Source organism: Novosphingobium huizhouense (assembly GCF_020179475.1).
Taxonomy (GTDB): Bacteria; Pseudomonadota; Alphaproteobacteria; order Sphingomonadales; family Sphingomonadaceae; genus Novosphingobium; species Novosphingobium huizhouense.
Genome location: NZ_JAILXZ010000001.1, coordinates 307,114 through 331,417, shown reverse-complemented (window position 1 = coordinate 331,417; position 24,304 = coordinate 307,114). Strand labels below are relative to the sequence as shown.

Annotated in this window: 27 protein-coding genes; 10 read left to right on the top strand and 17 right to left on the bottom strand. The window is 68.6% G+C overall.

Annotation, left to right across the window (positions count from 1 at the left end; translation table 11 throughout):
* Positions 1 to 48 precede the first annotated feature (48 nt).
* Positions 49 to 777, bottom strand: a complete 729-nt coding sequence (locus tag K3A85_RS01640; protein ID WP_225204752.1) for a thioredoxin domain-containing protein — start codon at positions 775 to 777, stop codon at positions 49 to 51.
* Positions 774 to 1,355, bottom strand: coding sequence for a DUF721 domain-containing protein (locus K3A85_RS01635; RefSeq protein ID WP_225204751.1), 582 nt, complete (start codon positions 1,353 to 1,355; stop codon positions 774 to 776). The genes K3A85_RS01640 and K3A85_RS01635 overlap by 4 nt, the downstream gene beginning before the upstream one ends.
* Before the next feature lie 29 nt (positions 1,356 to 1,384).
* Between K3A85_RS01635 and K3A85_RS01630 the strand changes: the two genes are divergently transcribed.
* From K3A85_RS01630 to K3A85_RS01610, 5 genes are read left to right on the top strand one after another with little or no spacing between them, the layout of a single operon-like run.
* A complete protein-coding gene (locus K3A85_RS01630) occupies positions 1,385 to 2,476 on the top strand; it encodes an A/G-specific adenine glycosylase (protein WP_225204750.1) in 1,092 nt (363 codons plus the stop codon).
* Positions 2,477 to 2,493: 17 nt separating this feature from the next.
* Positions 2,494 to 3,768: a serine hydrolase domain-containing protein gene (locus tag K3A85_RS01625; RefSeq protein ID WP_225204749.1), complete on the top strand. Its 1,275-nt coding sequence runs from the start codon at positions 2,494 to 2,496 to the stop codon at positions 3,766 to 3,768.
* On the top strand, positions 3,768 to 4,652 hold the full coding sequence (nudC, locus tag K3A85_RS01620) for an NAD(+) diphosphatase (RefSeq protein ID WP_225204748.1): 885 nt from the start codon (positions 3,768 to 3,770) through the stop codon (positions 4,650 to 4,652). The genes K3A85_RS01625 and nudC overlap by 1 nt, the downstream gene beginning before the upstream one ends.
* Positions 4,649 to 5,350 (top strand): DsbA family oxidoreductase, encoded by a 702-nt coding sequence (locus K3A85_RS01615; RefSeq protein ID WP_225204747.1) that lies wholly within the window; start codon positions 4,649 to 4,651, stop codon positions 5,348 to 5,350. Before nudC ends, K3A85_RS01615 begins: the two co-directional genes overlap by 4 nt.
* Entirely contained in the window at positions 5,347 to 5,595 is a 249-nt protein-coding gene (locus K3A85_RS01610; RefSeq protein ID WP_225204746.1) for a hypothetical protein, read from the top strand. Before K3A85_RS01615 ends, K3A85_RS01610 begins: the two co-directional genes overlap by 4 nt.
* 12 nt (positions 5,596 to 5,607) lie before the next feature.
* On the opposite strand, the gene K3A85_RS01605 is transcribed toward K3A85_RS01610, so the two are convergent.
* A complete protein-coding gene (locus K3A85_RS01605; RefSeq protein ID WP_225204745.1) occupies positions 5,608 to 6,000 on the bottom strand; it encodes a DUF1489 family protein in 393 nt (130 codons plus the stop codon).
* A 10-nt stretch (positions 6,001 to 6,010) separates the two neighbouring features.
* Complete coding sequence (mgtE, locus tag K3A85_RS01600; protein WP_225204744.1) at positions 6,011 to 7,471, bottom strand: magnesium transporter; 1,461 nt, start codon at positions 7,469 to 7,471, stop codon at positions 6,011 to 6,013.
* A gap of 110 nt (positions 7,472 to 7,581) precedes the next feature.
* Here mgtE and K3A85_RS01595 point away from each other — a divergent pair, with 110 nt between their 5' ends.
* The 3 genes from K3A85_RS01595 (at position 7,582) to K3A85_RS01585 (ending at position 10,958) form a co-directional block, all read left to right on the top strand.
* Positions 7,582 to 8,037: a peptidylprolyl isomerase gene (locus K3A85_RS01595; RefSeq protein WP_225204743.1), complete on the top strand. Its 456-nt coding sequence runs from the start codon at positions 7,582 to 7,584 to the stop codon at positions 8,035 to 8,037.
* Positions 8,038 to 8,141: 104 nt separating this feature from the next.
* A complete protein-coding gene (locus K3A85_RS01590) occupies positions 8,142 to 9,077 on the top strand; it encodes a helix-turn-helix domain-containing protein (RefSeq protein WP_225204742.1) in 936 nt (311 codons plus the stop codon).
* Between the two features lie 189 nt (positions 9,078 to 9,266).
* Positions 9,267 to 10,958 carry a M10 family metallopeptidase gene (locus K3A85_RS01585; RefSeq protein ID WP_225204741.1) on the top strand — a complete coding sequence of 564 codons (1,692 nt, stop codon included), beginning with the start codon at positions 9,267 to 9,269 and terminating at the stop codon, positions 10,956 to 10,958.
* Here K3A85_RS01585 and K3A85_RS01580 read toward each other — a convergent pair.
* From K3A85_RS01580 to K3A85_RS01520, 13 genes are all read right to left on the bottom strand, one after another.
* Positions 10,955 to 11,365 (bottom strand): hypothetical protein, encoded by a 411-nt coding sequence (locus K3A85_RS01580; RefSeq protein ID WP_225204740.1) that lies wholly within the window; start codon positions 11,363 to 11,365, stop codon positions 10,955 to 10,957. The two genes, K3A85_RS01585 and K3A85_RS01580, sit on opposite strands and share 4 nt — an antisense overlap.
* The gene (locus K3A85_RS01575; protein ID WP_225204739.1) at positions 11,362 to 12,243 is read right to left on the bottom strand and encodes a LysR substrate-binding domain-containing protein; all 882 of its coding nucleotides are present in this window, start codon (positions 12,241 to 12,243) and stop codon (positions 11,362 to 11,364) included. Before K3A85_RS01575 ends, K3A85_RS01580 begins: the two co-directional genes overlap by 4 nt.
* On the bottom strand, positions 12,240 to 13,178 hold the full coding sequence (locus tag K3A85_RS01570) for a hemolysin family protein (RefSeq protein WP_225204738.1): 939 nt from the start codon (positions 13,176 to 13,178) through the stop codon (positions 12,240 to 12,242). The genes K3A85_RS01575 and K3A85_RS01570 overlap by 4 nt, the downstream gene beginning before the upstream one ends.
* 20 nt (positions 13,179 to 13,198) lie before the next feature.
* Positions 13,199 to 13,702, bottom strand: a complete 504-nt coding sequence (ybeY, locus tag K3A85_RS01565; RefSeq protein ID WP_225204737.1) for an rRNA maturation RNase YbeY — start codon at positions 13,700 to 13,702, stop codon at positions 13,199 to 13,201.
* Positions 13,699 to 14,748, bottom strand: coding sequence for a PhoH family protein (locus K3A85_RS01560; RefSeq protein ID WP_404822872.1), 1,050 nt, complete (start codon positions 14,746 to 14,748; stop codon positions 13,699 to 13,701). The genes ybeY and K3A85_RS01560 overlap by 4 nt, the downstream gene beginning before the upstream one ends.
* A gap of 131 nt (positions 14,749 to 14,879) precedes the next feature.
* A complete protein-coding gene (miaB, locus tag K3A85_RS01555; RefSeq protein ID WP_225204735.1) occupies positions 14,880 to 16,214 on the bottom strand; it encodes a tRNA (N6-isopentenyl adenosine(37)-C2)-methylthiotransferase MiaB in 1,335 nt (444 codons plus the stop codon).
* 41 nt (positions 16,215 to 16,255) lie between these two features.
* Positions 16,256 to 17,125, bottom strand: coding sequence for a lysophospholipid acyltransferase family protein (locus K3A85_RS01550; RefSeq protein WP_225204734.1), 870 nt, complete (start codon positions 17,123 to 17,125; stop codon positions 16,256 to 16,258).
* Positions 17,109 to 17,531 carry a Fur family transcriptional regulator gene (locus K3A85_RS01545; RefSeq protein ID WP_225204733.1) on the bottom strand — a complete coding sequence of 141 codons (423 nt, stop codon included), beginning with the start codon at positions 17,529 to 17,531 and terminating at the stop codon, positions 17,109 to 17,111. Before K3A85_RS01545 ends, K3A85_RS01550 begins: the two co-directional genes overlap by 17 nt.
* A gap of 88 nt (positions 17,532 to 17,619) precedes the next feature.
* Complete coding sequence (locus K3A85_RS01540; RefSeq protein ID WP_225204732.1) at positions 17,620 to 18,060, bottom strand: MucR family transcriptional regulator; 441 nt, start codon at positions 18,058 to 18,060, stop codon at positions 17,620 to 17,622.
* Positions 18,061 to 18,229: 169 nt separating this feature from the next.
* A complete protein-coding gene (locus tag K3A85_RS01535; protein WP_318248056.1) occupies positions 18,230 to 18,685 on the bottom strand; it encodes a GNAT family N-acetyltransferase in 456 nt (151 codons plus the stop codon).
* Between the two features lie 13 nt (positions 18,686 to 18,698).
* Positions 18,699 to 19,322 carry a tRNA (adenosine(37)-N6)-threonylcarbamoyltransferase complex dimerization subunit type 1 TsaB gene (tsaB, locus tag K3A85_RS01530; RefSeq protein ID WP_225204730.1) on the bottom strand — a complete coding sequence of 208 codons (624 nt, stop codon included), beginning with the start codon at positions 19,320 to 19,322 and terminating at the stop codon, positions 18,699 to 18,701.
* Positions 19,323 to 19,340: 18 nt separating this feature from the next.
* Positions 19,341 to 19,934 (bottom strand): malonic semialdehyde reductase, encoded by a 594-nt coding sequence (locus K3A85_RS01525; protein ID WP_225204729.1) that lies wholly within the window; start codon positions 19,932 to 19,934, stop codon positions 19,341 to 19,343.
* A 22-nt stretch (positions 19,935 to 19,956) separates the two neighbouring features.
* Complete coding sequence (locus tag K3A85_RS01520) at positions 19,957 to 20,532, bottom strand: NifU family protein (protein WP_225204728.1); 576 nt, start codon at positions 20,530 to 20,532, stop codon at positions 19,957 to 19,959.
* Positions 20,533 to 20,704: 172 nt separating this feature from the next.
* Here K3A85_RS01520 and K3A85_RS01515 point away from each other — a divergent pair, with 172 nt between their 5' ends.
* Both K3A85_RS01515 and K3A85_RS01510 read left to right on the top strand, forming a co-directional pair.
* On the top strand, positions 20,705 to 21,298 hold the full coding sequence (locus K3A85_RS01515; protein WP_225204727.1) for an FKBP-type peptidyl-prolyl cis-trans isomerase: 594 nt from the start codon (positions 20,705 to 20,707) through the stop codon (positions 21,296 to 21,298).
* A gap of 67 nt (positions 21,299 to 21,365) precedes the next feature.
* A complete protein-coding gene (locus tag K3A85_RS01510; protein WP_225204726.1) occupies positions 21,366 to 24,260 on the top strand; it encodes a M16 family metallopeptidase in 2,895 nt (964 codons plus the stop codon).
* The last annotated feature ends 44 nt before the right edge of the window (positions 24,261 to 24,304 follow it).

Sequence of the window (24,304 nt, the reverse complement as noted above, 5' to 3'; positions counted from 1 at the left end):
ATCTTGAGGAAAGCGGCCTAGCCGATCCGGCCGCGCGGTTGAAGCGGCTCAGTCCAGCGCGGCTTCAAGCTGCGGCTTGAGCGCCGCCCACGAATAGGTGCCGGCCAGCGGAACGCCATTGAGCAGGAAGCTCGGCGTGCCGTTGACGTAGTCCTTCTCGGCGGCTTCCTGGGTCTGCTGCGCAAGCCGTCCGGCGAGCGCGGTGTCGGCAAGGCAGCGGTCGGTATCGGCGCGCGAATAGCCACGCTTTTCCATGATGTCGTAGAAATGGAGGTCGGATGCGATCGCGCGCATGCGCGCCGGCAGCGGCCCGCTGTACCAGCGCGCCTTCTGCCCCTCGCTCGCGGCCAGCACCGGCGCGATCCAGGTCTGCTGGCTGCGCAGGAACGCGCTATGGTTGGCGAAGAAGCGGCTGGGCGCGCCGCAATGGGTGAGCAGCGCCACGGTCATGTCGATCCCGTCGCGCACGAAGCTGCGCACTTCGATCGAGCCCTTGCCGGTGGCGATGAAGCCGATCCGCAGCTGCGCATCGGATTCCTGTTCGAAGTGCGCGCAATGCGGACAGGTGTAGCTGATGTATTCGACCAGCTTCACCTTCGCATTGGGATTGCCCAGGACATGGCTGTCGCGCGCCGTGCGGACCACCGTGGCATTCCAGTTGCCGTTCGTCGCCGCGGGCAGCGGCTTGCTCGCGCCGGTCAGCGCCAGCGTACCGAACAGCGCCAGCACGATCATTCCCAGCCAACCCATGGCCTTGCGGTGCATGTCTTGCCTCACTTCGTATCCTTCCTGCCTGCTGCGCTGGCCTCGCCCAGGCTGCGCGCCAGCGATTCGAGCACCGTGCGCAGTTCCGGATCGCCGATATCGCGCAAGCTGTCGCCCAGTTCCATGGGGATCGGCTTGAGCGAAGGCGGCGCGGCAGGCTTCCGCGGGGAACTGCTGCCAGCGGGTGGCTGAACCACGCCTTGCCGCAGCTTGACCCGCGCCACCGCGCGATAGCCGAAGAAGCGGTTGACCCGCTCCATGATCTCGGGGGCGACGTGCTGGATCAGCGGCGCGTGCGCCGGCGTCACCACCAGCTGGAGAATGCCGTCGGACTTCTCGCCCGGGGGGAAGCGGATCGATTCGGGCGCGCAATGGCGGGCGTGCGCCTCGCCGACGATCTCGGGCCAGCGGGTGACCACCGAACTCTGCACGAAGCCGAAGCGGCGGAACGCGGTGCGGCCGATCGCAGGCATCAGGTCGGCGATCTGACGCGCCTCGCCGCCGCGCGGGCGTTCGTACTCGCGCGCGGCCGCGGCCCGTGACCCGGCCTTGGGGGCAGTGCGGCGCGGCTTGGCGGGATCGCGTTTCATATCGCCGGCCGCCATGCCATAGCGCGGCGATGCAGGCCAGTGGCGCAACCCTTTCATCCTCCGTCGAAACGGCCCCCGGCGTCGCGGCGGCCCTGCTCGCCTGGTACGATATCCACGCCCGCCGCCTGCCGTGGCGTCGACTGCCCGGGCAAGCGCGCCAGGACCCCTATCGCGTATGGCTGTCCGAGGTGATGCTCCAGCAGACCACCGTCGCTGCGGTAGGGCCCTACTACGCGAAGTTCCTCGAGCGCTGGCCGCGGGTCGAGGATCTCGCCGCCGCCGACGATGCCGAGGTCATGGCCGCCTGGGCCGGGCTCGGCTATTATGCCCGGGCGCGCAACCTGCTCGCCTGCGCGCGCGAAGTTTCCCGGCTCGGCGCCTTTCCCGATACCGAGCAGGGCCTGCGCGCGCTTCCGGGCCTTGGCGACTATACTGCTGCCGCGGTCGCCGCGATCGCCTTCGACCGGCCCGCCGTCGTCGTCGATGCCAATGTCGAGCGGGTCGTGGCGCGGCTGTTCGCGATCGAGACGCCGTTGCCGGGCGCGCGGGGCGCGATCCGTGCGGCGACCGCGACGATCACCCCCGGACGCCGCGCCGGCGATTTCGCGCAAGCGATGATGGACCTTGGCGCGTCCGTCTGCACGGTGAGGGCGCCGCGATGCCTGCTCTGTCCCTTGCGCGCCCATTGCCGGGCTCTCGCGCAGGGCGAACCGGAGCGCTTGCCGGTCAAGGCCGCGAAGAAGGCCAAGCCCTTGCGCAAGGGGCGCGCATTCTGGATCGAGCGCGACGGCGCGGTGCTGCTGGTGCGGCGCGAAGGGCGCGGCATGCTCGGCGGCATGCGCGCGCTTCCCGACAACGGCTGGTCGGCCCGCGGCGACGGGTCGGGCGAGCCTTTCGCTGCAGATTGGACGTCGCTCGGGCTGGTGCGGCACGGCTTCACCCATTTCGATCTCGAACTGCAATTGATGCTTTGCGCATCGCCCGAAATGGCTAGTCTTGCGGGCGAGAACTGCTCGGGAGAATGGTGGCCGGTCTCGCAGATCGAGACGGCCGGCCTGCCCACCGTGTTCGCCAAGGCGGCACGGCTGGCGCTGGCGGAAAGGGGAGAGCGCGGACAATGAACGTATCGCGGCGCGACATGCTTCGTTCGGGAGCCCTGCTCGGGGTCGGGCTGGGGCTTGCATCAAGGGCCGGGTGGGCAGCCTCTGCCGGCAGCGTCGACGAACGCTATCCCGCCGTCGCCGCGCTGCTCGATCGCTATGTCGGCGCCGGCAAGCTCTCGGGCCTCGTCGCCACCGCCGGCTGGGGCCAATCGCCGATGGAGACGATCGCGCGCGGCGTTGGCACCAGGGGAGAGCGCACTCCGCTCGGCCCGGACAGCCTGTTCCGCATATATTCGATGACCAAGCCGGTCACCGGGATGGCCGCGATGATGCTGGTGGGAGAGGGGCGACTGGGGCTCGACCAGCCGCTTTCGGACATCCTTCCCGCTTATGCCCGGATGCAGGTGCTGACAGCGCCCGACGCGCCGCTCGATCAGGTACGCCCCGCGACCGCGCCCATCACCATTCGCCAGCTGCTCACCCACACGGCGGGCCTCGGCTACACCATCGTCCAGAAAGGGCCGATCAAGCAGGCGTACGAACAGGCGGGGATCGTCCCCGCGCAGGTCAGCCGCGTGCCGGTGCCGGGCCTGTTCTTCGGCTCGGCCGCGCCGAGCCTTGCCGAATTCGCCGACCGGCTGGCCGCCCTGCCGCTGGTCTACGAGCCGGGCTCGCGCTGGAGCTATTCGGTCTCGCTCGACCTGCTCGGCCGGGTGATCGAGGTCGTGGCGGGCATGCCGTTCGACACGTTCCTGGCGCAGCGCATCTTCGGGCCGGCCGGGATGACCAGCACCTGGTTCACCGTTCCGCAGGCGCAGGCCCACCGCCTCACCACCAACTACGGCCTGCTGGGGGACGCGGTGCTGCCGCTCGACCCGGCGCGCAGCTCGATCTATCTCGACAAGCCGGCCTTTCCCTATGGCGGGGCAGGACTGGTCACTTCGCCGCGCGATTACGACCGCTTCCTGACGATGCTGGCGAACGGCGGGCGCGTGGGGCGGGCGCAGGTGATGGACGAGGCCGCGCTGCGCCTGGGCCTGAGCAACCTGTTGCCGCCCAACGCCGTGGTCGAGGACCGCTTCGTGCGCACCGGCGGCTTCGGCGCGGGCGGGCGGGTCGGCCTCGGCGAGGACGCCGGCACCTTCGGCTGGTCGGGCGCAGCGGGCACGGTCGGCTTCGTCAACGCCCGGATCGGGCTCAGGGCGGGGCTCTATACCCAGTACATGCCGTCCGACGCCTTGCCGGTGCAGGAAGAATTCAGGGCGGCGATGCTCGCCGATGTCCTGGCGCGAACGAAAAGGGCCGCGTGATGGTGGATACGACGATTGCCTTTGCGGGGTCCGGCCTCGACCGCGCCGACCACATCCGCTCCGATCCGGACCAGCTCGCCGGGCTGATGAACTGGCGCGCGCGTCTGCTCCGGCTCGATGGCATCGATCCGGTGATCGCCGACGACGGCGGGCTTGCCTGGGGCACGCTGGCCGATGCCGATCCGGCGGCGGAGCTGGTGTTCCTCGGCCTGTCCGAGGACGGGCGCGGCTGCTTCGCCGAAGTCGCCCCGCGCCTGGTCGGCAGCGTCGCCCCGCCCAACCCGCGGCTGTGGCAGGCGATGTCCATGCTGCCCGGCGTCGAGCTTGCGACTTATGGCGGCGCGCGCAGCCTCGTCGACTGGCACGCGCGGCACCGCTTCTGCGCGCAGTGCGGCAGCGCGACCAAGCTCGCCAAGGGCGGCTGGCAGCGCAACTGCACCAACGAGGCGTGCAAGGCCGAGCACTACCCCCGCGTCGATCCGGTGACGATCATGCTCGTCGAATGCGAAGGCGAGCTGCTGCTCGGCCGCCAGCCACGCTTCCCGCCCAAGCGCTATTCTGCGCTCGCCGGCTTCGTGGAGCCGGGCGAATCGATCGAGGAAGCCGTCGCCCGGGAAGTGTTCGAGGAGGCCGGCGTGCGTGCGCGCGACGTGATCTACGTCGCCAGCCAACCCTGGCCGTTCCCGTCCTCGCTGATGATCGGTTGCTGCGCCGTTGCCGACGACAAGACCATCACCATCGACGAGCGGGAACTCGACGACGCGCGCTGGTTTACGCGCGCCGAAGTCGAGCTGGCGATGTCCGGCGATGAATCCGGCGCCTTCATCGCGCCGCCGCCTTTCGCGGTCGCGCATCATCTCCTCAAGTGGTGGCTGGCGAAATGAGCGCTCCCGACAAGGTTATCGTCGACATCTGGTCCGACGTGATGTGCCCCTGGTGCGTGATCGGAACGCGCCAGCTCGAAAAGGCGCTCGAGACGCTCGACGGCGAGATCGAGGCGGAAATCCGCTTCCATCCCTTCGAGCTCAACCCCGACATGCCCCCCGAAGGCGAGGACAGCGCCGAGCACATCCGCCGCAAGTACGGCACCTCGCCCGAACAGGCGGCCGAGGGACGCGCGCGGATGAAGGCGATCGGCGAAAGCGCGGGCTATTCGTTCGACTATGCCGGCGAGGGCGAAGCGCCGCCAGCGTGGATGTGGAACACCCGCGCCGCGCACCGCCTGCTCGTCTGGGCGCTCCGCGACCTGGGGCCTGAAGTCCAGGGCCGGCTCAAGCACGCGCTGTTCGATGCCCACTTCCGGCACCGTCGCCGGATGGCCGACCGCGACGTCCTGCTCGACATCGCGGAGGAAACCGGCCTCGACCGCAACGCCGCCGAAGCCGCGCTCGACGATCCTGAGATCGACCGCCTGGTCATGGCCGGGCAGCGTCAGGCCTGGGACATGAATGTCGGCGGCGTGCCGGCGATGGTCATCAACGGCAAGATCATGGTCCCCGGCGCGCAGGACCCGCAGACCTACGCCAACGTTCTTCGCAAGGTGGTGCAGAAGGAGCGCGAACGCGCGGCGGCAGCGGGATGACCGGGGCCGCGACGGCGCAGGCGGCGCTGCAGGACCACTTCGCCTACTGCCTTCAGGTGCTCGGCGGGGTCACCGCGGCTTCGCGGCGGCTCGGCATCGACGAGCGCGCGCTGCGCCGGTTCGTGAACGGGGAGCGCGAGATCAGTCCCAGGCTGATGCGCGACACCGCCGAGGCCCTGCGCCAGCTCGCCGCAGACGCAACGGCGGCGCAGGAGCAGATCGCCGGCATGCTGAACGAGACGTAGCCGCGGCGCGGCCTAGACCAGTCCCAGCTTGGCCAGTTCCCCCGCCAGCGACGGCGGCAGCATTTCCGCGCTTTCGCCATCGGCCAGATCGCGCGGAGCGTCGGCGTCCTCGAGGTAGCGCCAGCCCTGGTGGGCGCGCTTGGGCTTGGGGTGGACGTCGATCAGCCTGGTCGCGATGACGATGTTGGTGCGGCCATCGGGCGCTTCCTCGAAGCCGAGGATGGGCGAGCGCGCCACCAGCTGGTGCTTCAGGATCCAGAACAGCGAGCCGCCGACCATTTCTGCGTGCCGCTTGGGCAGGTAGCGCGTGGTCAGCCGCGCCTGCGCTCCGCGCGTGGCGAACCAGCCGTGGACTTCGCCCAGCGATTGCGCGCCATAGGCGACCTTGGTCATGTGGAGTGGCATCAGGCTTCTTCTAACCGGTCAGGCCCGTCAGGACGGCGAGGCCGAGGAACGAGAAGAACCCCATGACATCGGTCGCCATCGTCACGAATACGGCCGAAGAGACAGCCGGATCGACCCGCAGCCGGTCGAGCGCCACGGGGACGAGAATGCCGGCGAGGCCGGCGACGAGGTTGTTGATCACCATCGCCGCCGCGATCACCGCGCCAAGGTGCGGGTTGGCGAAGATCAGCCCGACCCCGATGCCGATCATCGCGCCGAGCGAAAGGCCGTTGGCGGTGGCGATGCGCAGTTCGCGCAGGATCATGCGGATCGTGTTCGAGCTGGTCAGCTGGTTGGTGGCGATCGCGCGGACGACCACGGCGAGCGTCTGCGTCCCGGCGTTGCCGCCCATTCCCGAGACGATCGGCATCAGCACCGCGAGCAGCGCGAAACGGGCGATCGCGCCCTGGAACATGCCGACCACCGAAGAAGCGATGATCGCGGTGCCGAGATTGACCACCAGCCAGGCAAGGCGCGTGCGCACGGTCAGCAGGATCGGCTCGTTGATGTCGCCGTCACCCGCGCCCGACAGGCGCAGGATGTCCTCGCTCGCCTCTTCCTGGATGATGTGGACCACGTCGTCGACGGTGATCTGCCCGACCAGGCGCCCGCTCTCGTCGACCACCGCAGCCGAGATCAGCGCGTACTTCTGGAAGCGCAGCGCGACCTCTTCCTGGTCCATCGTCACCGGGATCAGCGTCTGGTCGCGCTTCATCACGTCGGAAAGCGCGACATGGCGCGGCGCGCGCAGGATCCACGAAAGCATGCAGGTGCCGACCGGGCGATGCTTCGGGTCGACGATGAACACTTCCCAGAACTCGGTGGCGAGGTCCCGGCCCTCACGCATGTAGTCGATCAGGTCGCCGACGGTCAGGTGTTCGGGCACCGCGATGAAGTCGCGGCTCATCAGGCGGCCGGCGGATTCCTCGGGGAACGACAGCGCGCTCTCGATCGCGGCGCGGTCTTCCGGCTCCATCTCGGCGAGGACGGCCTGCTGGTCCTCCTCGTCGAGGTCTTCGATCATGGCGACGGCGTCGTCCGTCTCCATCTGCTCGGCGAGCTCGGCGACCTCCTCTGGCTCGAGCTCCTCGACCAGGTCGTCGCGGACCCAGTCGTTCATCTCGGCCATCACTTCCGAGCCGAGCAGGTCGTTGATCGCGCGGGCGAGCGGCGCGCGGTACTCGCCGCCGATCAGCTCGAACAGGTCGGCGATGTCGGCCGGGTGCAGCGGCTCGACCAGGTCGTAGACCCGCTCCTGGTCGTCGGCGTCGAGCGCTTCGGTGACCTTGCGGATGAACCGCGGCTTGAGCGTGTTGTCCTCTTCGTCGAGGCTGTCCGAATGGCGCGATTCATCGGCCGGCGGCGCCTCTCCCGCAGGATCCGGGAGGCCGTCGGCAAGGAGAGTCTCGACCCGGTCTTCCTCGCGCTCCATCGGCGCGGGGATAGGCGATGAGCCTGCAAAAGCAACCGCCTTGGCCGCGCCCACGTGACTTTGTTGGGCAAGCGCCTATATCGGCGGCAAACCGAAAGGAAGTGTACCCCATGGCAAACGAAAAACTGGTTCTGTCGCTCGATACCGGCGACGTCGTGATCAACCTGCGCCCCGATCTGGCGCCGGGCCATGTCGAGCGGATCAAGGAACTGGCGGGCGAAGGGTTCTACGACGGGGTCAAGTTCCACCGCGTGATTCCGGGCTTCATGGCACAGGGCGGCTGCCCCCAGGGCACCGGCATGGGCGGTTCGTCCAAGCCCGACCTGCAGGCCGAGTTCAACGATGCGCCGCACGTGCGCGGCGTGTGCTCGATGGCGCGCACCAGCTACCCGCATTCGGCCAACAGCCAGTTCTTCATCTGCTTCGACGACGCCCGCTTCCTCGACAAGCAGTACACCGTGTGGGGCGAGGTCGAGAGCGGCATGGAGCACATCGACGCGCTGCCCAAGGGCGAGCCGCCGGCCAACCCCGGCGTGATCCGCAAGGCCAGTGTGGTTAGCGCCTGACCCCAAATCACTGAAAGACATGAAAAGGGGTGGAGAAATCCGCCCCTTTTTTTGGTTAATTCGGTTGGAACCCGCCGCTGTCCTCGGTACTTGCAGCCGCGGGCATGAACAGGGTTGGAACTTCGCGGGGCGAAACCGGTGGCGAGAGGGCCGCGCCGGTCGAGGCGGGCAGGGAACGGATGGCCTACTGGCGTCCGTCGCCTGCGCTCGCGCCGTTCGTCAGCGGCTATCACTTCTACGCCGTCGATCCGCCGGCCGGCGAGCGGCACCGCGACGTGTTCCAGCCGGCATGGTTCTCGCTTCGCGTCCTGCGCACGCCGGCGACCGACTGGACCGTCCGCGTCGGTCGTGGCCGCAGCCAGGCGGTCCCTCCGGTCGCGCTGTTCGGCCCGAGCAGCGCCGTCACCTGGTCAGAGAGCGACGCGGGCGAAGTCGTCGGCGCCGGGCTCACCCCGCTCGGCTGGATGCGGTTGACGCGCATCGCCGCAGCCGACTGGGCCGACCGCGTGGATGACCCGGCGACGGTGTTCGGCACTGACCTCGCGCAGCTCGCCCGCGATTTGCGCGCATCGCCGCCCGAGCAGGCGCCGGCGCTGTTCGACAGATTCCTCGCGCCCTTGCTCGATCGACCCGCCCGCGCCGAGGACCGCGTGGCGACGATGACCGAGGCCCTGCTCGACCCGACGGTCCAGTCGGTGCGCCAGCTCGCGATGCAGGTCTCGGCGACCGAGCGCACGATCGAGCGGCTGGCGCAGCGCGCGTTCGGCTTTGCCCCCAAGCTGCTGCTGCGCCGCTCGCGCTTCCTGCGCTCGCTCCATGCGATGTGGGACACCGATCGCGGCGAGCGCGCTCTCGCGATCGATCCGGGCTACACCGACTACTCGCACTTCGTGCGCGAAGCCCATGCCTTCCTCGGCATGACGCCGGGCCGCTTCATGCGCATCGGGACGCCGATGCTCGCGCGCTCGTTCGCCTTGCGCCGCGAACGGCTCGGCTCGCCCGCGCAGGCGCTGCTCGACGGGCGCCCGGGGAAGCGGTAACCGGCCCTGCCATTTACCATCCAAGCCTCTGGGCGGCTTGCGTGGCGCCGCGCGCGCGGGGCCCTGCGCTGCTAATGCGGCCTGCGTATCCTTGCGCAGCCTACCGGTCGCGGTCTTAGCGCCGCCTTCACGTGCCGCGCACCAATGCTGCCGCATTCGGCAAGACCCTGCCGCGCAACGAGGACAGCCATGGCGCTCTATACGGATCGTTCGCCGGTCGGCCGCTACGGCCTGAGCGGCAACAAGTTCATCGACGGCCTGCTTCCCGGTGCGCTCGCCTCGCGGGTGGCCTGGTCGACGATCGACAACGGCGTGACGCAGGTCTCCTACAGCTTTCCCTGGGCCGATGGCGTGGCAAGCCCGTTTCCGCAGAACTACGGCCTCGGCGAGAATGTCGCGGCGGTGACCGGCGCGGTCACCTCGGCCCAAGCGGCGCAGATCGACAAGGCGTTCGACGCCTGGGCCGGCGTCGCCCGGATCGCCTTCACGCAGCTGGCGGAGACCGCTGCAGGCACCGTCGGAGACATCCGCATCGCCTTCACCTCGGCAGTCCCGAGCCGTTACTGGGGCTATGCTTTGGGTGTCTCGGACGGGATGAGCAACGCACACGGCGACATCTGGATCGACGATTCCATCATCGGCCAGTCGTTCGAGGCGGGCACCTACAACTTCATGTCGATCATGCACGAGATCGGCCATGCGCTCGGCCTCAAGCATCCGTTCGACGGCGCCAAGATCCCGGCGGGCTTCGACAACCGCCGCTTCACGATCATGTCCTACACCGATCCCGAAAAGGTCTGGTGGCGCAACCCCGATACGGGGGCGACGACGTACCTGATCAAGTCGCCGATGGTCTACGACATCCTCGCGATCCAGAAGATCTACGGCGCCAACACCAGCTGGCACACCGGCGACGACGTCTACGAATTCTCGCCCAAGGCGCCTTCGTTCGAAGCGATCTGGGACGCCGGCGGAACCGACACCTTCAGCGTCTCGGCCTTCACCCAGGGCTGCACGATCGATCTTACCGCCGGCGCCTATTCCTCGCTCGCCTACGATTCGGTGGCGCTGTCGATGAACATCGGCATTGCCTTCAACTGCGCGATCGAGAACGCGCGCGGCGGGGAAGGGGGCGACACGCTGCTCGGCAACGAAGGCGCCAATGCCCTTGCCGGCGGCAACGGCGCCGACACGCTGCGCGGCAACGGCGGCAACGACACGCTCGATGGCGGCGCCGGCGACGATACCCTCGACGGCGGGCTCGGCGACGATACGCTGATCGGCGGCGACGGCGTCGACACGGTGACCTTCGCTGCGTTCAAGACCGCGGTGAAGGTCGGCCTCGACATTTCCGGCCTGCAGGCGACCGGCGCTGGCAACGACAGCTTCTCCGGCATCGAGAACCTGGTCGGGGGCGCCGGCGCCGACCTGTTCGTCGGCAATGCCGCGGCCAATCTGCTCGACGGCGGCGCGGGCGCCGACCGGCTCGTCGGCGGCGATGGCGCGGACGTGCTGATCGGCGGCGAAGGGAGGGACATCACCAGCGGCGGCGGCGGCGCGGACGTCTTCCTGTTCCCCGCGCTCAAGGACCTCGCCGGCAAGGCGCTGGCCGCTGCTGACCAGATCACCGACTTCAGCCGCAGCGACGGCGATCGCATCGACCTTTCGGGCATCGACGCGGTCAAGGCGACGACTACGGTCAACGAGGCCTTCAGCTGGATCGGCAGCGCCGCCTTCAGCAAGAAGGCGGGCGAACTCAATTACACCGTATCGCAAGGGATCGGTCTGGTGATGGGCGATATCGACGGCAACGGCACCGCCGATTTCGCGATCCGCATCGACGGCGCGCCCGCGCTGACGGCCGCGGACTTCGTGCTCTAGCGCCGCAGCAGCAGCCGGCTTTCGGCCACCTCGATCACCGGGATTTCCCATGGGTGCGCCGCCATCAGCGCATCGAGCGCGGCATCGACATCGGCCTGGTCGGCGCCCTCGCGGATCCACGTGGTCAGCGTAACTGTCGGCGAATAGGTCGTCTCGGCGGCGTTGCCCAACGTCGGCGTGGCTTCGGGGCCGGGCACGAAGGTCTCCCAGCCGAGCGTGATTTCCGCGACCCCGTGGTAGAGCCCGAAGTCGCCCAGCGCGCCCTGCTCGCGTATGATCGCAAGCATCGCGCGCAGCGTCGGATCGCGCTCGAGCGCGCTTGCTTCGCCGGCGAGCAGCGCACGCAGGGTCTCGGCTTCCACCGGCACGTGGACGCGGACCGAACGGACGATGCGCGACGCTGTCACAGGCCTGCCTTGAGCATCCAGTCGTGGAACAGGCGCACCGGGCGCGACTGCAGCGCGCGCGGCCGGCAGACGAACCAGTACGAATAGGGACTGTCGACGTCGATGTCGTAGACCCGCGCCAGCCGGGGATCGTGGCTGCGCAAGTAGTGATCATCGTGCATGATCGCGATGCCGAGGCCCTGCGCTGCCGCCTCGAGGATCAGCTGGCCCGAATCGAAGTGGTCGATCGCCGCGGGTTCGAGGCTTTCGATGTGCAGCGCGCGCTTCCACGCCTCGAAGCTCATCGGCAGGTCGTTGTGGATCAGGAAGGTCTGCTTCGACAGCTTGGCGACGTCGGGACGATCGCCGAGTTCGTCGACCAGCGCCTTCGAGGCGATGGCGTGGACGCGGTTGTGGTCGAGCCGCACCGAATGCAGCGTCGCGTCCGGTCCCTCGGACAGGATGATCGCCGCATCGATCGTGTCGCCGAGCTTGGTTTCGGCGACGTTCGAGCTGTCGATGTCGATGTGCAGCTGCGGGTGGAGGCGGCGCAGTTCGCCAAGGCGCGGGAACAGCCGCTGGCTGCCGAACAGCGGCAGCACGCCAAGGCGCAGGCGCATGACCTTGCCGGTATCGACCAGGCGGTCGATGCGGTCGGTCATCTCGTCCATCAGCGGGGCGACCGCGTCGTACAGCCCCTGGCCTTCCTCGGTCAGCTTGAGCAGCTGGTGCTTGCGCTCGAACAGCGGTTTGCCGACGAACTCCTCGAGCGCGGCCAGCCGGCGCGACAGCGCGGACGGGCTGAGCGCGAGTTCGGCCGCGGCGGTCTTGGCCGACCCTGCGCGTACCACGCGGATGAAGGCTTCCAGCGATCGCAGCGGGGGCAGGCGGCGGATCATTCTTCCTCGGACTCGGGCGGCTTGGGGGCATGAAGGCGCAGGCGGGTCAGCCGGCGCTCGTCGCCCTCGGTCACTTCGATGCGCCAGCCGCTGGCATGTTCGAGCACGCGGCCGACGGGCGGAACCTCGCCGGCGAGCACGACGGCGAGGCCGCCCAGCGTATCGACGTCTTCTTCCACTTCGGCAAGTCGGGGATCGACGATTTCCCCTACGTCATCCAGTTCCGCCCGGGCGTCGGCATCCCAGGTGTCCGGATCGAGCCGGATCAGCAGCTCCTGCGGCGCATCGTCGTGTTCGTCCTCGATCTCGCCGACGATTTCCTCGACCAGGTCCTCGATCGTGATAATCCCGTCGGTCCCGGAGTACTCGTCGATCACCACGGCGAGGTGGGTGCGGCTGGCGCGCATGTCGGCCAGAACGTCGATCGCCCCGCGCGCCTGCGGCACGAACAGCGGCTGGCGCATCAGCGCGAGCCAGTCCGCCGGCGGCGCCTTTCGCTCGAGCGCCAGCGCGGCAAGGTGCGGGAACACGTCCTTGATGTGGATCATCCCGATCACTTCGTCGAGCGTGTCGCGATAGACCGGCAGGCGGCTGTGGCCGTGCTCGGCAAACGCCGCGACCACGTCCTCGAAGCTGCACTCGGCCGAAATCGCCACGATCTGGCCGCGCGGAATCGCGACGTCGTCGGCGTCGTGCTCGCTGAAATGGAGCAGGTTCTTGAGCATCTGCCGCTCGAGCGGAACGAGATCGCCGCCACCGCCTTCGCCGTGCCCCGGCTCGTGCTCGTGTTCCTCGATCGCTTCCTCGATCTGCGCGCGCAGCGACTGATCGTGGTCGGGACCCCTGAAGAAAGCCTTGATCACGCGCCATAGCGCGCCGCTACTGTCTCCGTCTCCCGATCGGCTCTCGCCGGCGGAGGCGCTGCCTTCGGCCACTGGTGTTTGTCCCCTGTTGGTCAATCTTCGACCGCATATGGGTCCGCGATGCCGATCAGTGCAAGCGCCTTCCGCTCCAGATCTTCCATTTCCTCGGCTTCGCGCTCGCCCAGTTCGTGGTCGTGCCCCGCGAGGTGGAGCAGGCCATGGACGACCAAGTGGCTCGCGTGGACTTCCACCGAGACTCCCTTTTCGGCCGCCTCGCGTCGGCACACGCCATGCGCGAGGATCAGGTCGCCGAGCATGCCCGGCGCGCCTTCGTTGGCCCCTGCGACCAGCACTTCCGCGCGCGAGAGCATCGGAAACGACAGCACGTTGGTCGGCTTGTCCTTGGCCCGCCACTGCTTGTTGAGCGCGTGGACTTCCTCGTCGTCGGCCATGACCAGGCTCACCAGCAGGTTGTCGTGGGCAAGCTCAGGCGCGACCTGCGCGGTCGCTTCGGCGGCGCGGTTGGCCAGCGCCTCCCAGTCGGTCGCATCGCCCCAAACCGGATCGATGTCGATCTCGAGAACCGGCGCGCTCAAGCGTTGGTCCCTTCGTAGGCCTCGACGATGCGCCCGACGATCGGGTGTCGCACGACGTCGGCGGTCGAGAAGCGCACCGTGCCGATCCCTTCGATGCCCTCGAGCCGGCCGACCGCGTCGGCAAGCCCGCTGGCGTTGACGCCGCCCGGCAGGTCGACCTGCTTGGGGTCGCCGCAGATCACCATGCGGCTGTTCTGGCCGAAGCGGGTGAGGAACATCTTCATCTGCGCCGGCGTGGTGTTCTGCGCTTCGTCGAGGATGACGAAGGCGTCGGCCAGCGTGCGCCCGCGCATGAACGCGATCGGCGCGATCTCGATCTCGCCCGAGGCGAGCCTTCGCTCGACCTGCTCGGGCGGCATGCAGTCGTAGAGCGCGTCGTAGAGCGGGCGGAGATAGGGATCGACCTTCTCCTTCATGTCGCCGGGCAGGAAGCCCAGCCGTTCCCCGGCCTCGACCGCCGGGCGCGACAGGATCAGCCGCTGCACGCTGCCGCTGATCAGCTGCGCCACCGCCTGCGCCACCGCGAGGTAGGTCTTGCCGGTGCCTGCCGGGCCGAGCGCGAAGATCACGTCCTCCTTGACCAGCGCGCGCATGTATTCGATCTGCGTCGCGCTGCGCGGAACGATCGTCTTCTTGCGGGTGCGAATCATGATCGGCGGCGCGCCGTCGGGGGCGCCGGTGATGATCCCTTCGAGCGTTGGTTCGTTCGACATCATGATCAGTGCTTCGACCGCGCCGGCGTCGACCTCCTGTCCCGTCAGCAGCCGCTGGTGCATGCCCTTGAGCACGTCGCGCGCGCGGGCGACCGAATCGTCCGGGCCTTCGATCTGCACGCGGTTGCCGCGCGCCGAGATATAGACGCCGAGGCGGTTCTCGATCTGGACGAGGTTCTGGTCGAACTGGCCGAACAGCGCTCCCAGGACGGTCTGCTCGTCGAATTCCACCTCGACCCGCGCGCGCCGGTGCAGGTCCGGACGATGCGGCTCCATGCCCGAGGAGCCAGGATCGCGATGCGCTTCGGGAGCGCGAGGGAATTTGCGAGCCATATCGAGGGGAAGCGTGCTCCTTTCGCCGGGGACAGGGCGGAGATTAGGGCGCGATGTTGCCGGCGCAAGACAGCCTCCTGCGAAAAGGCGGCAGCGCGCGACGATTTGCACAGGGTTGTGCGAAATGCGCCTCAGGCAGCGACCTTGGCCAGCACCTTGCCCGCCAGCGAGTTCGGCCCGGCCTCCACCAGTTCGACGCGCACGAGATCGCCGATCTGCGCCTCGCCGGTGAAATGCACCGACTGCAGCCACGGCGACTTGCCCAGCCACTGCCCTTCGTGGCGGCCGCGCCGCTCGACCAGGACGTCGCAGGTCCGCCCGACGCTCGCCGCGTTGAACGCGTGCTGGTCGCGGTTGAGCGCGTCCTGAAGCAGCCGGAGCCGCTCGTCCATCACCGCTGCCGGGACATGGTCGGGCATGGTCGCGGCAGGGGTGCCGGGGCGCGCCGAATACTTGAAGCTGAATGCCTGGGCATAGCCGACCGCGTCGACGAGGCGCAGCGTGTCCTCGAATTCCTGCTGGGTCTCGCCCGGGAAACCGACGATGAAGTCGCCCGAAAGTGCGATATCCGGCCGCGCCGCGCGCACCCGCTCGAGCACCTTCAGGTAGCTTTCTACGGTGTGGCTGCGGTTCATCGCCCTGAGCACGCGGTCGTTGCCCGCCTGCACCGGCAGGTGGAGGAACGGCATCAGCTTGTCGACTTCGCCGTGCGCGGCGATCAGCCCCTCGGTCATGTCGTTGGGATGGCTGGTGGTATAGCGGATGCGCGCAAGGTCGGGATCGGTGGCGAGCGCGCGGATCAGCCCGTCGAGCCCGACGGCGCGGCCCTTGTCGTCCTCGCCTTCCCACGCGTTGACGTTCTGGCCCAGCAGCGTGATCTCGCGCGCGCCGCCCGCCGCCAGCAGCTTCGCCTCCTCGACGAGGTCGGCGAAGGGGCGGCTGATTTCCGCGCCGCGGGTATAGGGCACCACGCAATAAGTGCAGAACTTGTCGCAGCCTTCCTGCACCGTCAGGAACGCGCTCGGACCCGAGCGACGCCGCTTGGGCAAGGCGGCGAACTTGGCCTCGGCCGGCATGTCGGTTTCGGTCGCGCGCTTGCCGGCGGCGGCTTGCGCCACCATGTCGGGCAGCCGATGATAGGCCTGCGGCCCCACCACGACCTTGACCGCCGGCGCGCGCGCCATGATCTCCTCGCCCTCGGCCTGCGCGACGCAGCCCGCCACCGCGATCAGCGGGCTGGTCCCGTCGTCGCGCCGCAGCCGGCCGATGTCCGAATAGACCTTCTCGGTCGCCTTCTCGCGGATATGGCAGGTGTTGAGCACGACGAGATCGGCCTCGTCGCGCGCATCGGCTGCCGTCATGCCTTGCGCAGCGAGCAGTTCGGCCATGCGCTCGCCGTCGTAGACGTTCATCTGGCAGCCGAAGCTCTTGACGTGGAACGTCCGGGGGGGAGTCGGAGTGGACATAAGCCGCGCCCCTTACGCGATTTCGCAAGGGGGGTGAAGAGCTAGCCCTCTGCGGGCTCGGAGACCGGCGCAGGCGCGGCGAAGCGCACTTGTGGCACGTCGAGCGCAAATGGGCGTAAGCGTTTGCCCAGCGCGGCCTCCAGCGCCGGCTCGATCTGCGCGCGCGCCTGTGCGGCGATGGCCTTGCGCCCCGGATGGTCGCGCGGGTGGAACGGCTCGAGATAATGCACGTCGAGCCGGAAACTGCCCTTGCGCGCCAGCACCCGCAGCGCGTTGGCGAGGCCGCTTTCCTCGCCGATCCAGCCGATCCATTCGGCGACCGGGCCATAGTGCAGCACCACCGGCTGGACCAGCACGCCGGGTGGCGGCGGTTCGAGCACGCGCAGCATCGCGGTCTTGAACGGCAGCAGCGACTGTCCGTCGGTCGTGGTGCCTTCCGGGAACACCGTCACCGACCAGTTGTCGGCAAGCGCTTCCTTCAGCCGGTTGATCTGGTCGGCCACGCCCATGCGGTCCTCGCGGCTGACGAAGACGGTGCGGTTGAGCTTGGACAGCCAGCCGACCACCGGCGCGCGCTCGAGCTCGGCCTTGGCGACGAAGGCGGTGCCGCTCGCCCCGGCAAGCGCGAGGATGTCGACCCACGAGACATGGTTGGCGATGAAGAACACGTCGCGGCGCAAGTGCGTGCCGTGGGTGCGCACCCGCGCGCCGACCAGCCGCGCCGCCATGCGCAGGAACAGCATCGGCATCGGCGAGCCGTAATGGACGGTGCGCCACACGTAGTGCAGCGGAACGCAGACCAGCAGTGCGAGGAAGAGTCCGAGCGCGCGCAGGCCGATGCGGACCTTGCCGGCAAAGTCGATCGGCGCCCCGCGTTCGGGGCCGACCGCGCGATCAGCTGTCGCGGTCAAGCTTGACGCCGTAGAGTTCCATGCGGTGATCGACCAGGCGATAGCCCAGCTTCTCCGCGATCTGGCGCTGCAGCGCTTCGAGCTCGGGATCGACGAACTCGATCACTTTGCCGGTCTCGACATCGATCAGGTGGTCGTGGTGCGCTTCGGGCGTCGCCTCGTAGCGGGCGCGGCCGTCGCCGAAATCGTGGCGGTCGAGGATGCCCGCTTCCTCGAACAGGCGCACGGTGCGGTAGACCGTGGCGATCGAGATGCGCGGATCGACCGCGGCGGCGCGCTCGTGCAGCTTCTCGACGTCGGGGTGGTCGGTGCTTTCGGACAGGACCTTGGCGATCACCCGGCGCTGGTCGGTGATCCGCAGGCCGCGTTCCGCGCAGAGAGCTTCGATGTCGATGGCCTGGTGCACTGTCGGTCCGTTGCAAAGAAAAATGGCCCGCCGATCATAGACCGGCAGGCCATTTCTTCAACCGGGCAAGCTTCAGATCCCGTGGAGATCAGGCTGCCGTCTTGGCGCGACCACGCTTGGGCGCGGGCTTACGGCCGAGGCCGATCTTCTTGGCGAGCTCGCGGCGCTTCTCGGCATAGGCCGGCGCGACCATCGGATAGTCGGCGGGCAGGTTCCAGCGCGCGCGATACTGTTCCGGGGTCATGTTGTAGCGCGTCGCAAGATGGCGCTTGAGCATCTTCAGCTTCTTGCCGTCCTCGAGGCAGACGATGTGATCGTTCTTCACCGAGGCGCGAATGGAAACTGCCGGCTCGGGCGCGGGTTCACTGCTCGGTTCGTTGGTATTGATCCCGGCCAGCGCCGAATAGACGTTGGAGATCAGCGTCGGCAGGTCACCGACCGCCACGCTGTTGTTGCTCACGTGCGCGGCAACGATGTCCGAGGTGAGGGTGATCAGCGTTTCGCGCATATCGTGTTCAATTTCAGCCATATTTTCGACCCTTTTTCTCTACCATTGCTGCGATGCAGCGGATGGCGCTTTCGACTCTTGCGAAGATGAGGTCTTTATAGGCCGTTACAACAAAGAAACAACTGTATTGACCGCTCGGATTCGGCAGAATGACCGAAAATTCATAATTCTCTGAAAAACCTGCGATTAATCACAGGTCGAGCGCATGGCTGATCGCGTCGAGGCGCGATCCGTCGCTTGTCCGGTAGTAGTTCGGCCGCCGTCCGACCGGCACGAAACCGTGCGCCAGGTAAAGATGACCCGCCGGATTGCCCGCGCGCATCTCGAGAAACAGACGCTGCATCCCGTCACTTCTTGCATCCGCGATGAAACGCTGCAGCAACGCATGACCAAGACCCCTGCGGCGAAAGGCAGGTGCAATCGCGAACAGAAGAAGTTCTTCCTCGTCCAGGATTCGGCGCGACAGGTAGAAGCCGGCGACCGTGTCGTCCCGGCGCACGTTGGGTCGGCCTTCGGCGGTGATCAGGCCGTAGCGGGTGCCGGGCATGACCAGCGCGTCGCCTACCTGCCGGCGGTTCCAGGCCTCGCCGTATTCGGGCGCGAACGCCTCGTCCATCACCAGCATGATGCGGTCGAGATCGTCCATCATGGCCGGTCGGTCAGGCAGCGCCCGGCAGGCGCGCGTCGGGCGGTCGGCCGTAGCGCGCGTGGGTCTCGGTGGTGAGCAGACCTGCCGGCAGCAGGTCGAAGCGCTGCGCGTCGGGCCACAGCGGCAGGATTGCGGCAGGGGCCGCCTGACGCAACGCGGCCAGCGCCTCGGCCTGGCTGCCGGCGATGACGGCGCCGCGCGATTGCGCCGCGACCGCCTCGGGCGCAGCCGAGAGCAGCGGCGCGAGCGGGGCGCCTGCGGCATCGAAGGCGCGGAAGAACCATTCGCCGTGGCCGCCCGTGGTGACGACGTCGATGCTGTGGCCGGGATGCGCCTGCGCCGCCATCGCGGCGAGCAGCGAAAGACTGTCGTAGCCCGCCACCGGCACGCCCCAGGCGAGCGCGAGCGCACGCGCCGCGGCGAGGCCGACGCGGATGCCGGTGAAGCTGCCGGGGCCGAGATCGACCGCGATGGCCTCGGCGCGCCCCTTGCCGGGCAGCGCGGCCACCATCGGCACGAGCCGTTCGGCATGGCCGCGGCCGAGCATGGCGCATTCGCCCGCCACCAGTCGCGCATCGTCGAACAGCGCGACCGAGCAGGCCTCCGTCGCGCTGTCGATCACCAGGCGGCGCAAGCTTTCGGGCCTTCCTGGTCAGGCGATGCGGTTGAAGGTCGGGAAATCCGGGCGCGGCGAGCGCTCGAAGATCGTCGCCGGATCGCCATAGCCCAGGGTCGAGATGAAGTTCGACCGGACCCTCGGCGTGTCGGCGAAGAAGGCGGCGTCGACCGCGGCATTGTCGAAGCCCGACATCGGCCCGGTATCGAGCCCGACGGCGCGTGCCGCCACGATGAAGTAGGCGCCCTGCAGCGTCGAGTTGCGCATCGCCGACACCTCGCGCAGGGGCTCGTTGCCGTCGAACCAGCTCTTCGCGTCGGTGTGCGGGAACAGCCACGGCAGCTGCTCGTGGAAGTCGAGATCCATGCCGATGATCACCGTCACCGGCGCCTTGCGGATCTTGTCGGGATTGGTCCCGCCGGCGAGCGCGGCGAGCTTTTCCTTCGCCGCATCCGAGACGCACCATACCAGCCGCGCCGGCATCTGGTTGGCCGACGTCGGGCCGAACTTCATCAGGTCCCAGATCTGGTGCAACTGCGCTTCGCTGACCGGCTTGTCGAGGAACCCGTTGTAGGTCCGGGCGGTGCGGAACAGCTGGTCGAGCGCGGCGTCGGAGAGCGGCTGGGACATTGTCTGGTCGGTTCCTTCGGCCTCAGGCGGCGCGGACTTCGGTAACTTCGGGGACGTAGTGCTTGAGCAGGCTCTCGATGCCGTGCTTGAGCGTCGCGGTCGAAGAAGGGCAGCCCGAGCAGGCGCCCTGCATCTGCAGGTAGACCACGCCTTCGCGGAAGCCGCGATAGACGATGTCGCCGCCGTCGTTGGCCACCGCCGGGCGCACGCGGGTCTCGATCAGGTCCTTGATCTGCGCGACCACGTCGGCGTCGGCCGGATCGTCGCCGAAGTCGGCGTCCTCGCCCGGCACCGCGATGCCGCTCGCCGAACCGCCGACGAACAGGGGCGCAGCGCTGACGAAGTGGTCGAGCAGCAGCGAAAGCACCTGCGGCTTGACGTCGGCCCACTGCGCGCCCGGCGCGATCGTCACCGACACGAAGTCGCGGCCATAGAACACCCCGGTCACGTCGCCGAGGTCGAACAGCGCCTGCGCCAGCGGCGAGGCCTCGGCCTCCTCGGGAGAGGTGAATTCGCGCGTGCCTGCGGCCATGACCAGTTCGCCCGGAAGGAACTTCAGGGTTGCCGGGTTCGGGGTGGTCTCGGTTTCGATGAACATGGCCTTGCATGTAGGCCGGGCGAGAGGCGGGTCAAGGGCCGATCGTGGGGCGAGGCGGCTTGCTTCCTGGGCCAGCCTCGTTGGCCCGTCTCCATGAAAGGGAAGCAAGGCCCGGACCACGTCGGCGTGCGCGTTGTCAGAACTGTAACATGACGGCTATACGGCGCGCGACATGATCACGACCCTCCCGCGCCACGGCGCTCTCGCCTCGCTCCTCGCCCTCGCTCTTTCCGCTGCGCCGGCCTGCGCGGCCGAGACGGCGCCCGCTCCGGCGGCGGCCGCCGCTGCGGCCTCGCCCGACGTTCTCGCCGTGCCGCTGATGCCCACGGTCGGCGCGCAGTACCGCACCTGCTCGGCCAAGACCGCCTCCGGCCTCGGCTACCAGGTGCTCAAGGCAGGCACCGGGCCCAAGCCCGGCAAGAACGATTTCGTGCTGATCAACTATATCGGCTACCTCGCCGCGACCGGCGCGGTGTTCGACCAGAACGTCAGCGCGCCGCTCAACCTCGACGCGGTGATCCCCGGGTTCGCCGAAGGGCTGCAGACGATGCCGCGCGATTCGATCTATCGCCTCTGCATCCCCGCCGCGCTCGGCTACGGCGCCAACGCTTCGGAGAAGATCCCGGCCAATTCGGACCTCGTCTTCCAGATCCAGCTGATCGATTCCAAGACGATCGCCGAAGTCGAGGCGATGCGCGCCGAAATGCAGAAGGAGCAGGCCGCGCAGCAGGCCGGCGCGACCGCCGCCCCCAAGGCCAAGAACTGACACCACGCCGCGCGGGTGAAGGGCTATTCACTGGCCCTTCACTTTGCGCTTGCCTATAGAGCTTGCGATGACATCCTCCTCGGGCTCCTCGCAGCGCTTCTCCCGGTTTGCCTCGCTCCTCCTCGCCGGCGTGCTGGTCCTTCCCCAGCCGTCGTCGGCCAGGCCCGCGGCCGCCGCCCCGTCCGCCCGGCACGATCCGTCGAACTGGCTCTACGAAGGCAGCGACGTGCCGCACGACAAGGAGTGGGTGTTCGGCACCCTTCCGAACGGCCTGCGCTATGCCGTGCGCAAGAACGGAGTGCCGCCGGGACAGATCTCGGTGCGCATCCTGGTCGATGCGGGTTCGCTCTACGAGACCGAGGCGCAGCGCGGCTACGCCCACCTGATCGAGCACCTCAGCTTCCGCGATTCGAAGTATCTCAAGGCGGGTGAGGCGATCCCCACCTGGCAGAAGCTCGGCGCGACCTTCGGCAGCGACACCAACGCCGAAACCAGCGCGACGCAGACCGTCTACAAGCTCGACGTGCCCGGGATCGACGCCGCCAAGATCGACGAGACCTTCAAGCTGCTCTCGGGCATGATCACCGCGCCGATCTTCACGCCGGTGGGGGTACGGACCGAAGTGCCGATCGTGCTGGCCGAAATGCGCGAGCGCACCGGCCCGCAGAGCCGGGTGATCGACGGCACCCGCGGCGTGTTCTTCGCCGGCCAGCCCCTCGCCACGCGCTCGCCGATCGGCACGGTCGACACGCTCAACGCCGCCACCGCCGAAAGCATCAAGGCGTTCCACGACAAGTGGTACCGCCCCGACAACACCGTCATCATCGTCGCTGGCGACGCCGAGCCCGAGGCGCTCGTCGCCCAGATCAAGACCTGGTTCGGCGGCTGGAAGAAGCAGGGCAAGAAGCCGCCGCAGCCCGATTTCGGCAAGCCGGTGCGCCCGGCCGGGGCGGACCCGGCAAATCCGGTCGGGGAAACCAGCGTGCTGGTCGAACCCGACCTTCCGCGCCTGTTCAACTACGCGATCCTGCGCCCCTGGACCAAGGTCGACGACACCATCGCCTACAACCAGGGGCTGATGATCGACCGGCTCGGGCTCGCCCTCATCAATCGCCGGCTCGAGGCCAAGGCGCGCGGCACCGCGAGCTTCCTTGCCGCGTCGGTCGAGCAGCAGGACGTCAGCCGCTCGGCCGACACCACGCTGATTACCGTCACCCCGCTCGGCGACGACTGGAAGAGCGCGGTCCACGACGTGCGCGCGGTCATCGCCGATGCGCTCGCGACCCCGCCCAGTCCCGAGGAAATCGCCCGCGAGGTCGCCGAGTTCGACGTTGCCTTCAAGGTGCCGGTCGAGACGCAGGAGACGCTCGCCGGCTCCAAGCTCGCCGACGACATCGCCAATGCGGTCGACATCCGCGAAACCGTCGCCAATCCCGACACCGTCTACGACATCTTCCAGAAGTCCAAGCCGCTGTTCACGCCCCAGGCGGTGTTCGAGCACACCCGCGCGCTGTTCACCGGCGCGGTCGTGCGCGGCGTGCTGATCACCCCCAATGCCGCCGACGGCACCGAGGCCGACGTCAAGGCGGCGCTGACCGCGCCGGTCGACGCGGCCGCGGGCAGCCGCATCGCCGCCAACGCGCTCAAGTTCTCCGACCTGCCGCCGATCGGCACGCCCGGCACGGTGACTTCGGCCGAGCCGGTCGGGCTGCTCGGGATCGAGCGGTTCGAACTGTCGAACGGGGTCAAGGGGCTGCTGTGGCAGAGCGCGGCGGAACCCGGCCGGATCATCCTGCGCGTCCGCTTCGGCCGCGGCTATGCCGCGATCGACCCGAAGGATGCGGTCTACGCCTCGATCGGCGAAATGGCGCTGATGGACACCGGCTTTGGCAAGCTCGGCCGCGACGATCTCGACCGGCTCGCCACCGGCCGCAAGCTCAGCCTCGATTTCGACATCGACGACACCAGCTTCGTGATCAGCTCGGACACCCGGCCCGCCGATCTCGCCGACCAGCTCTACCTCTTCGCCGGCAAGCTCGGCATGCCGCGCTGGGATCCGAACCCGGTGCTGCGCGCCCGCGCCGCCTCCAAGCTCGGCTACGAGGCGACCAACGCCTCGCCGCAGTCGGTGCTGGCGCGCGATGCCGGCTGGCTGCTCAAGAACAGCGACCCGCGCTACGCCCGTCCCACGCCGGCGCAGCTCGACACGGTCACGCCCGAAGGCTTCCGCCGGGTGTGGGAGCCGCTGCTCGCGCAAGGACCGATCGAGGTCGACATCTTCGGCGACTTCGCCCGCGACGATGCCGTCGCAGCGCTCGAGCGCACGTTCGGCGCACTGCCGCGGCGACCCGATGCGCCCGAATCGACGCTCGCGCCGACGATCCCGGCGCACAACGAGACTCCGCTCACGCTGACGCACCACGGCGATGCCAACACCGCCGCGGCGATGGTCGCCTGGCCGACCGGCGGCGGCCGCGCCGGCGTGCGCGAGGCGCGCCAGCTCGAACTCCTGGCGCAGATCTTCAACATCCGCCTGTTCGACGAGATGCGCGAGAAGATCGGCGCGAGCTACGCCCCGCAGGTCGCCTCGAACTGGCCGCTCGACGTGCCCTCGGGCGGCTACGTCGCCGCCACCGTCCAGCTTCGCCCGCAGGACCTGCCGGCGTTCTTTGCCGCGGCCGACACGATCGCCGCCGACCTCTCGGCCAATCCGCCGACCGCCGACGAGATCGCCCGCGTCACCGAGCCGATGAAGCAGCTGATCACCCGCGCCAGCACCGGCAACGGCTTCTACATGTTCCAGCTCCAGGGCGGCGCGCTCGAGCCGCGCAAGTTCACCGACATCCGCTCGGTGCTCGCCGACTACAGCAACACCACGCCGCAGCGCATGCAGGCGCTCGCCAGCCGCTACCTGGTGCGCGATCGTTCGTGGCGCCTGCAGGTGGTTCCGCGCCCGAAGTGAAACGATCGGACGCATTGCCGCGCTGAGCGATGCGTCCGATTGCA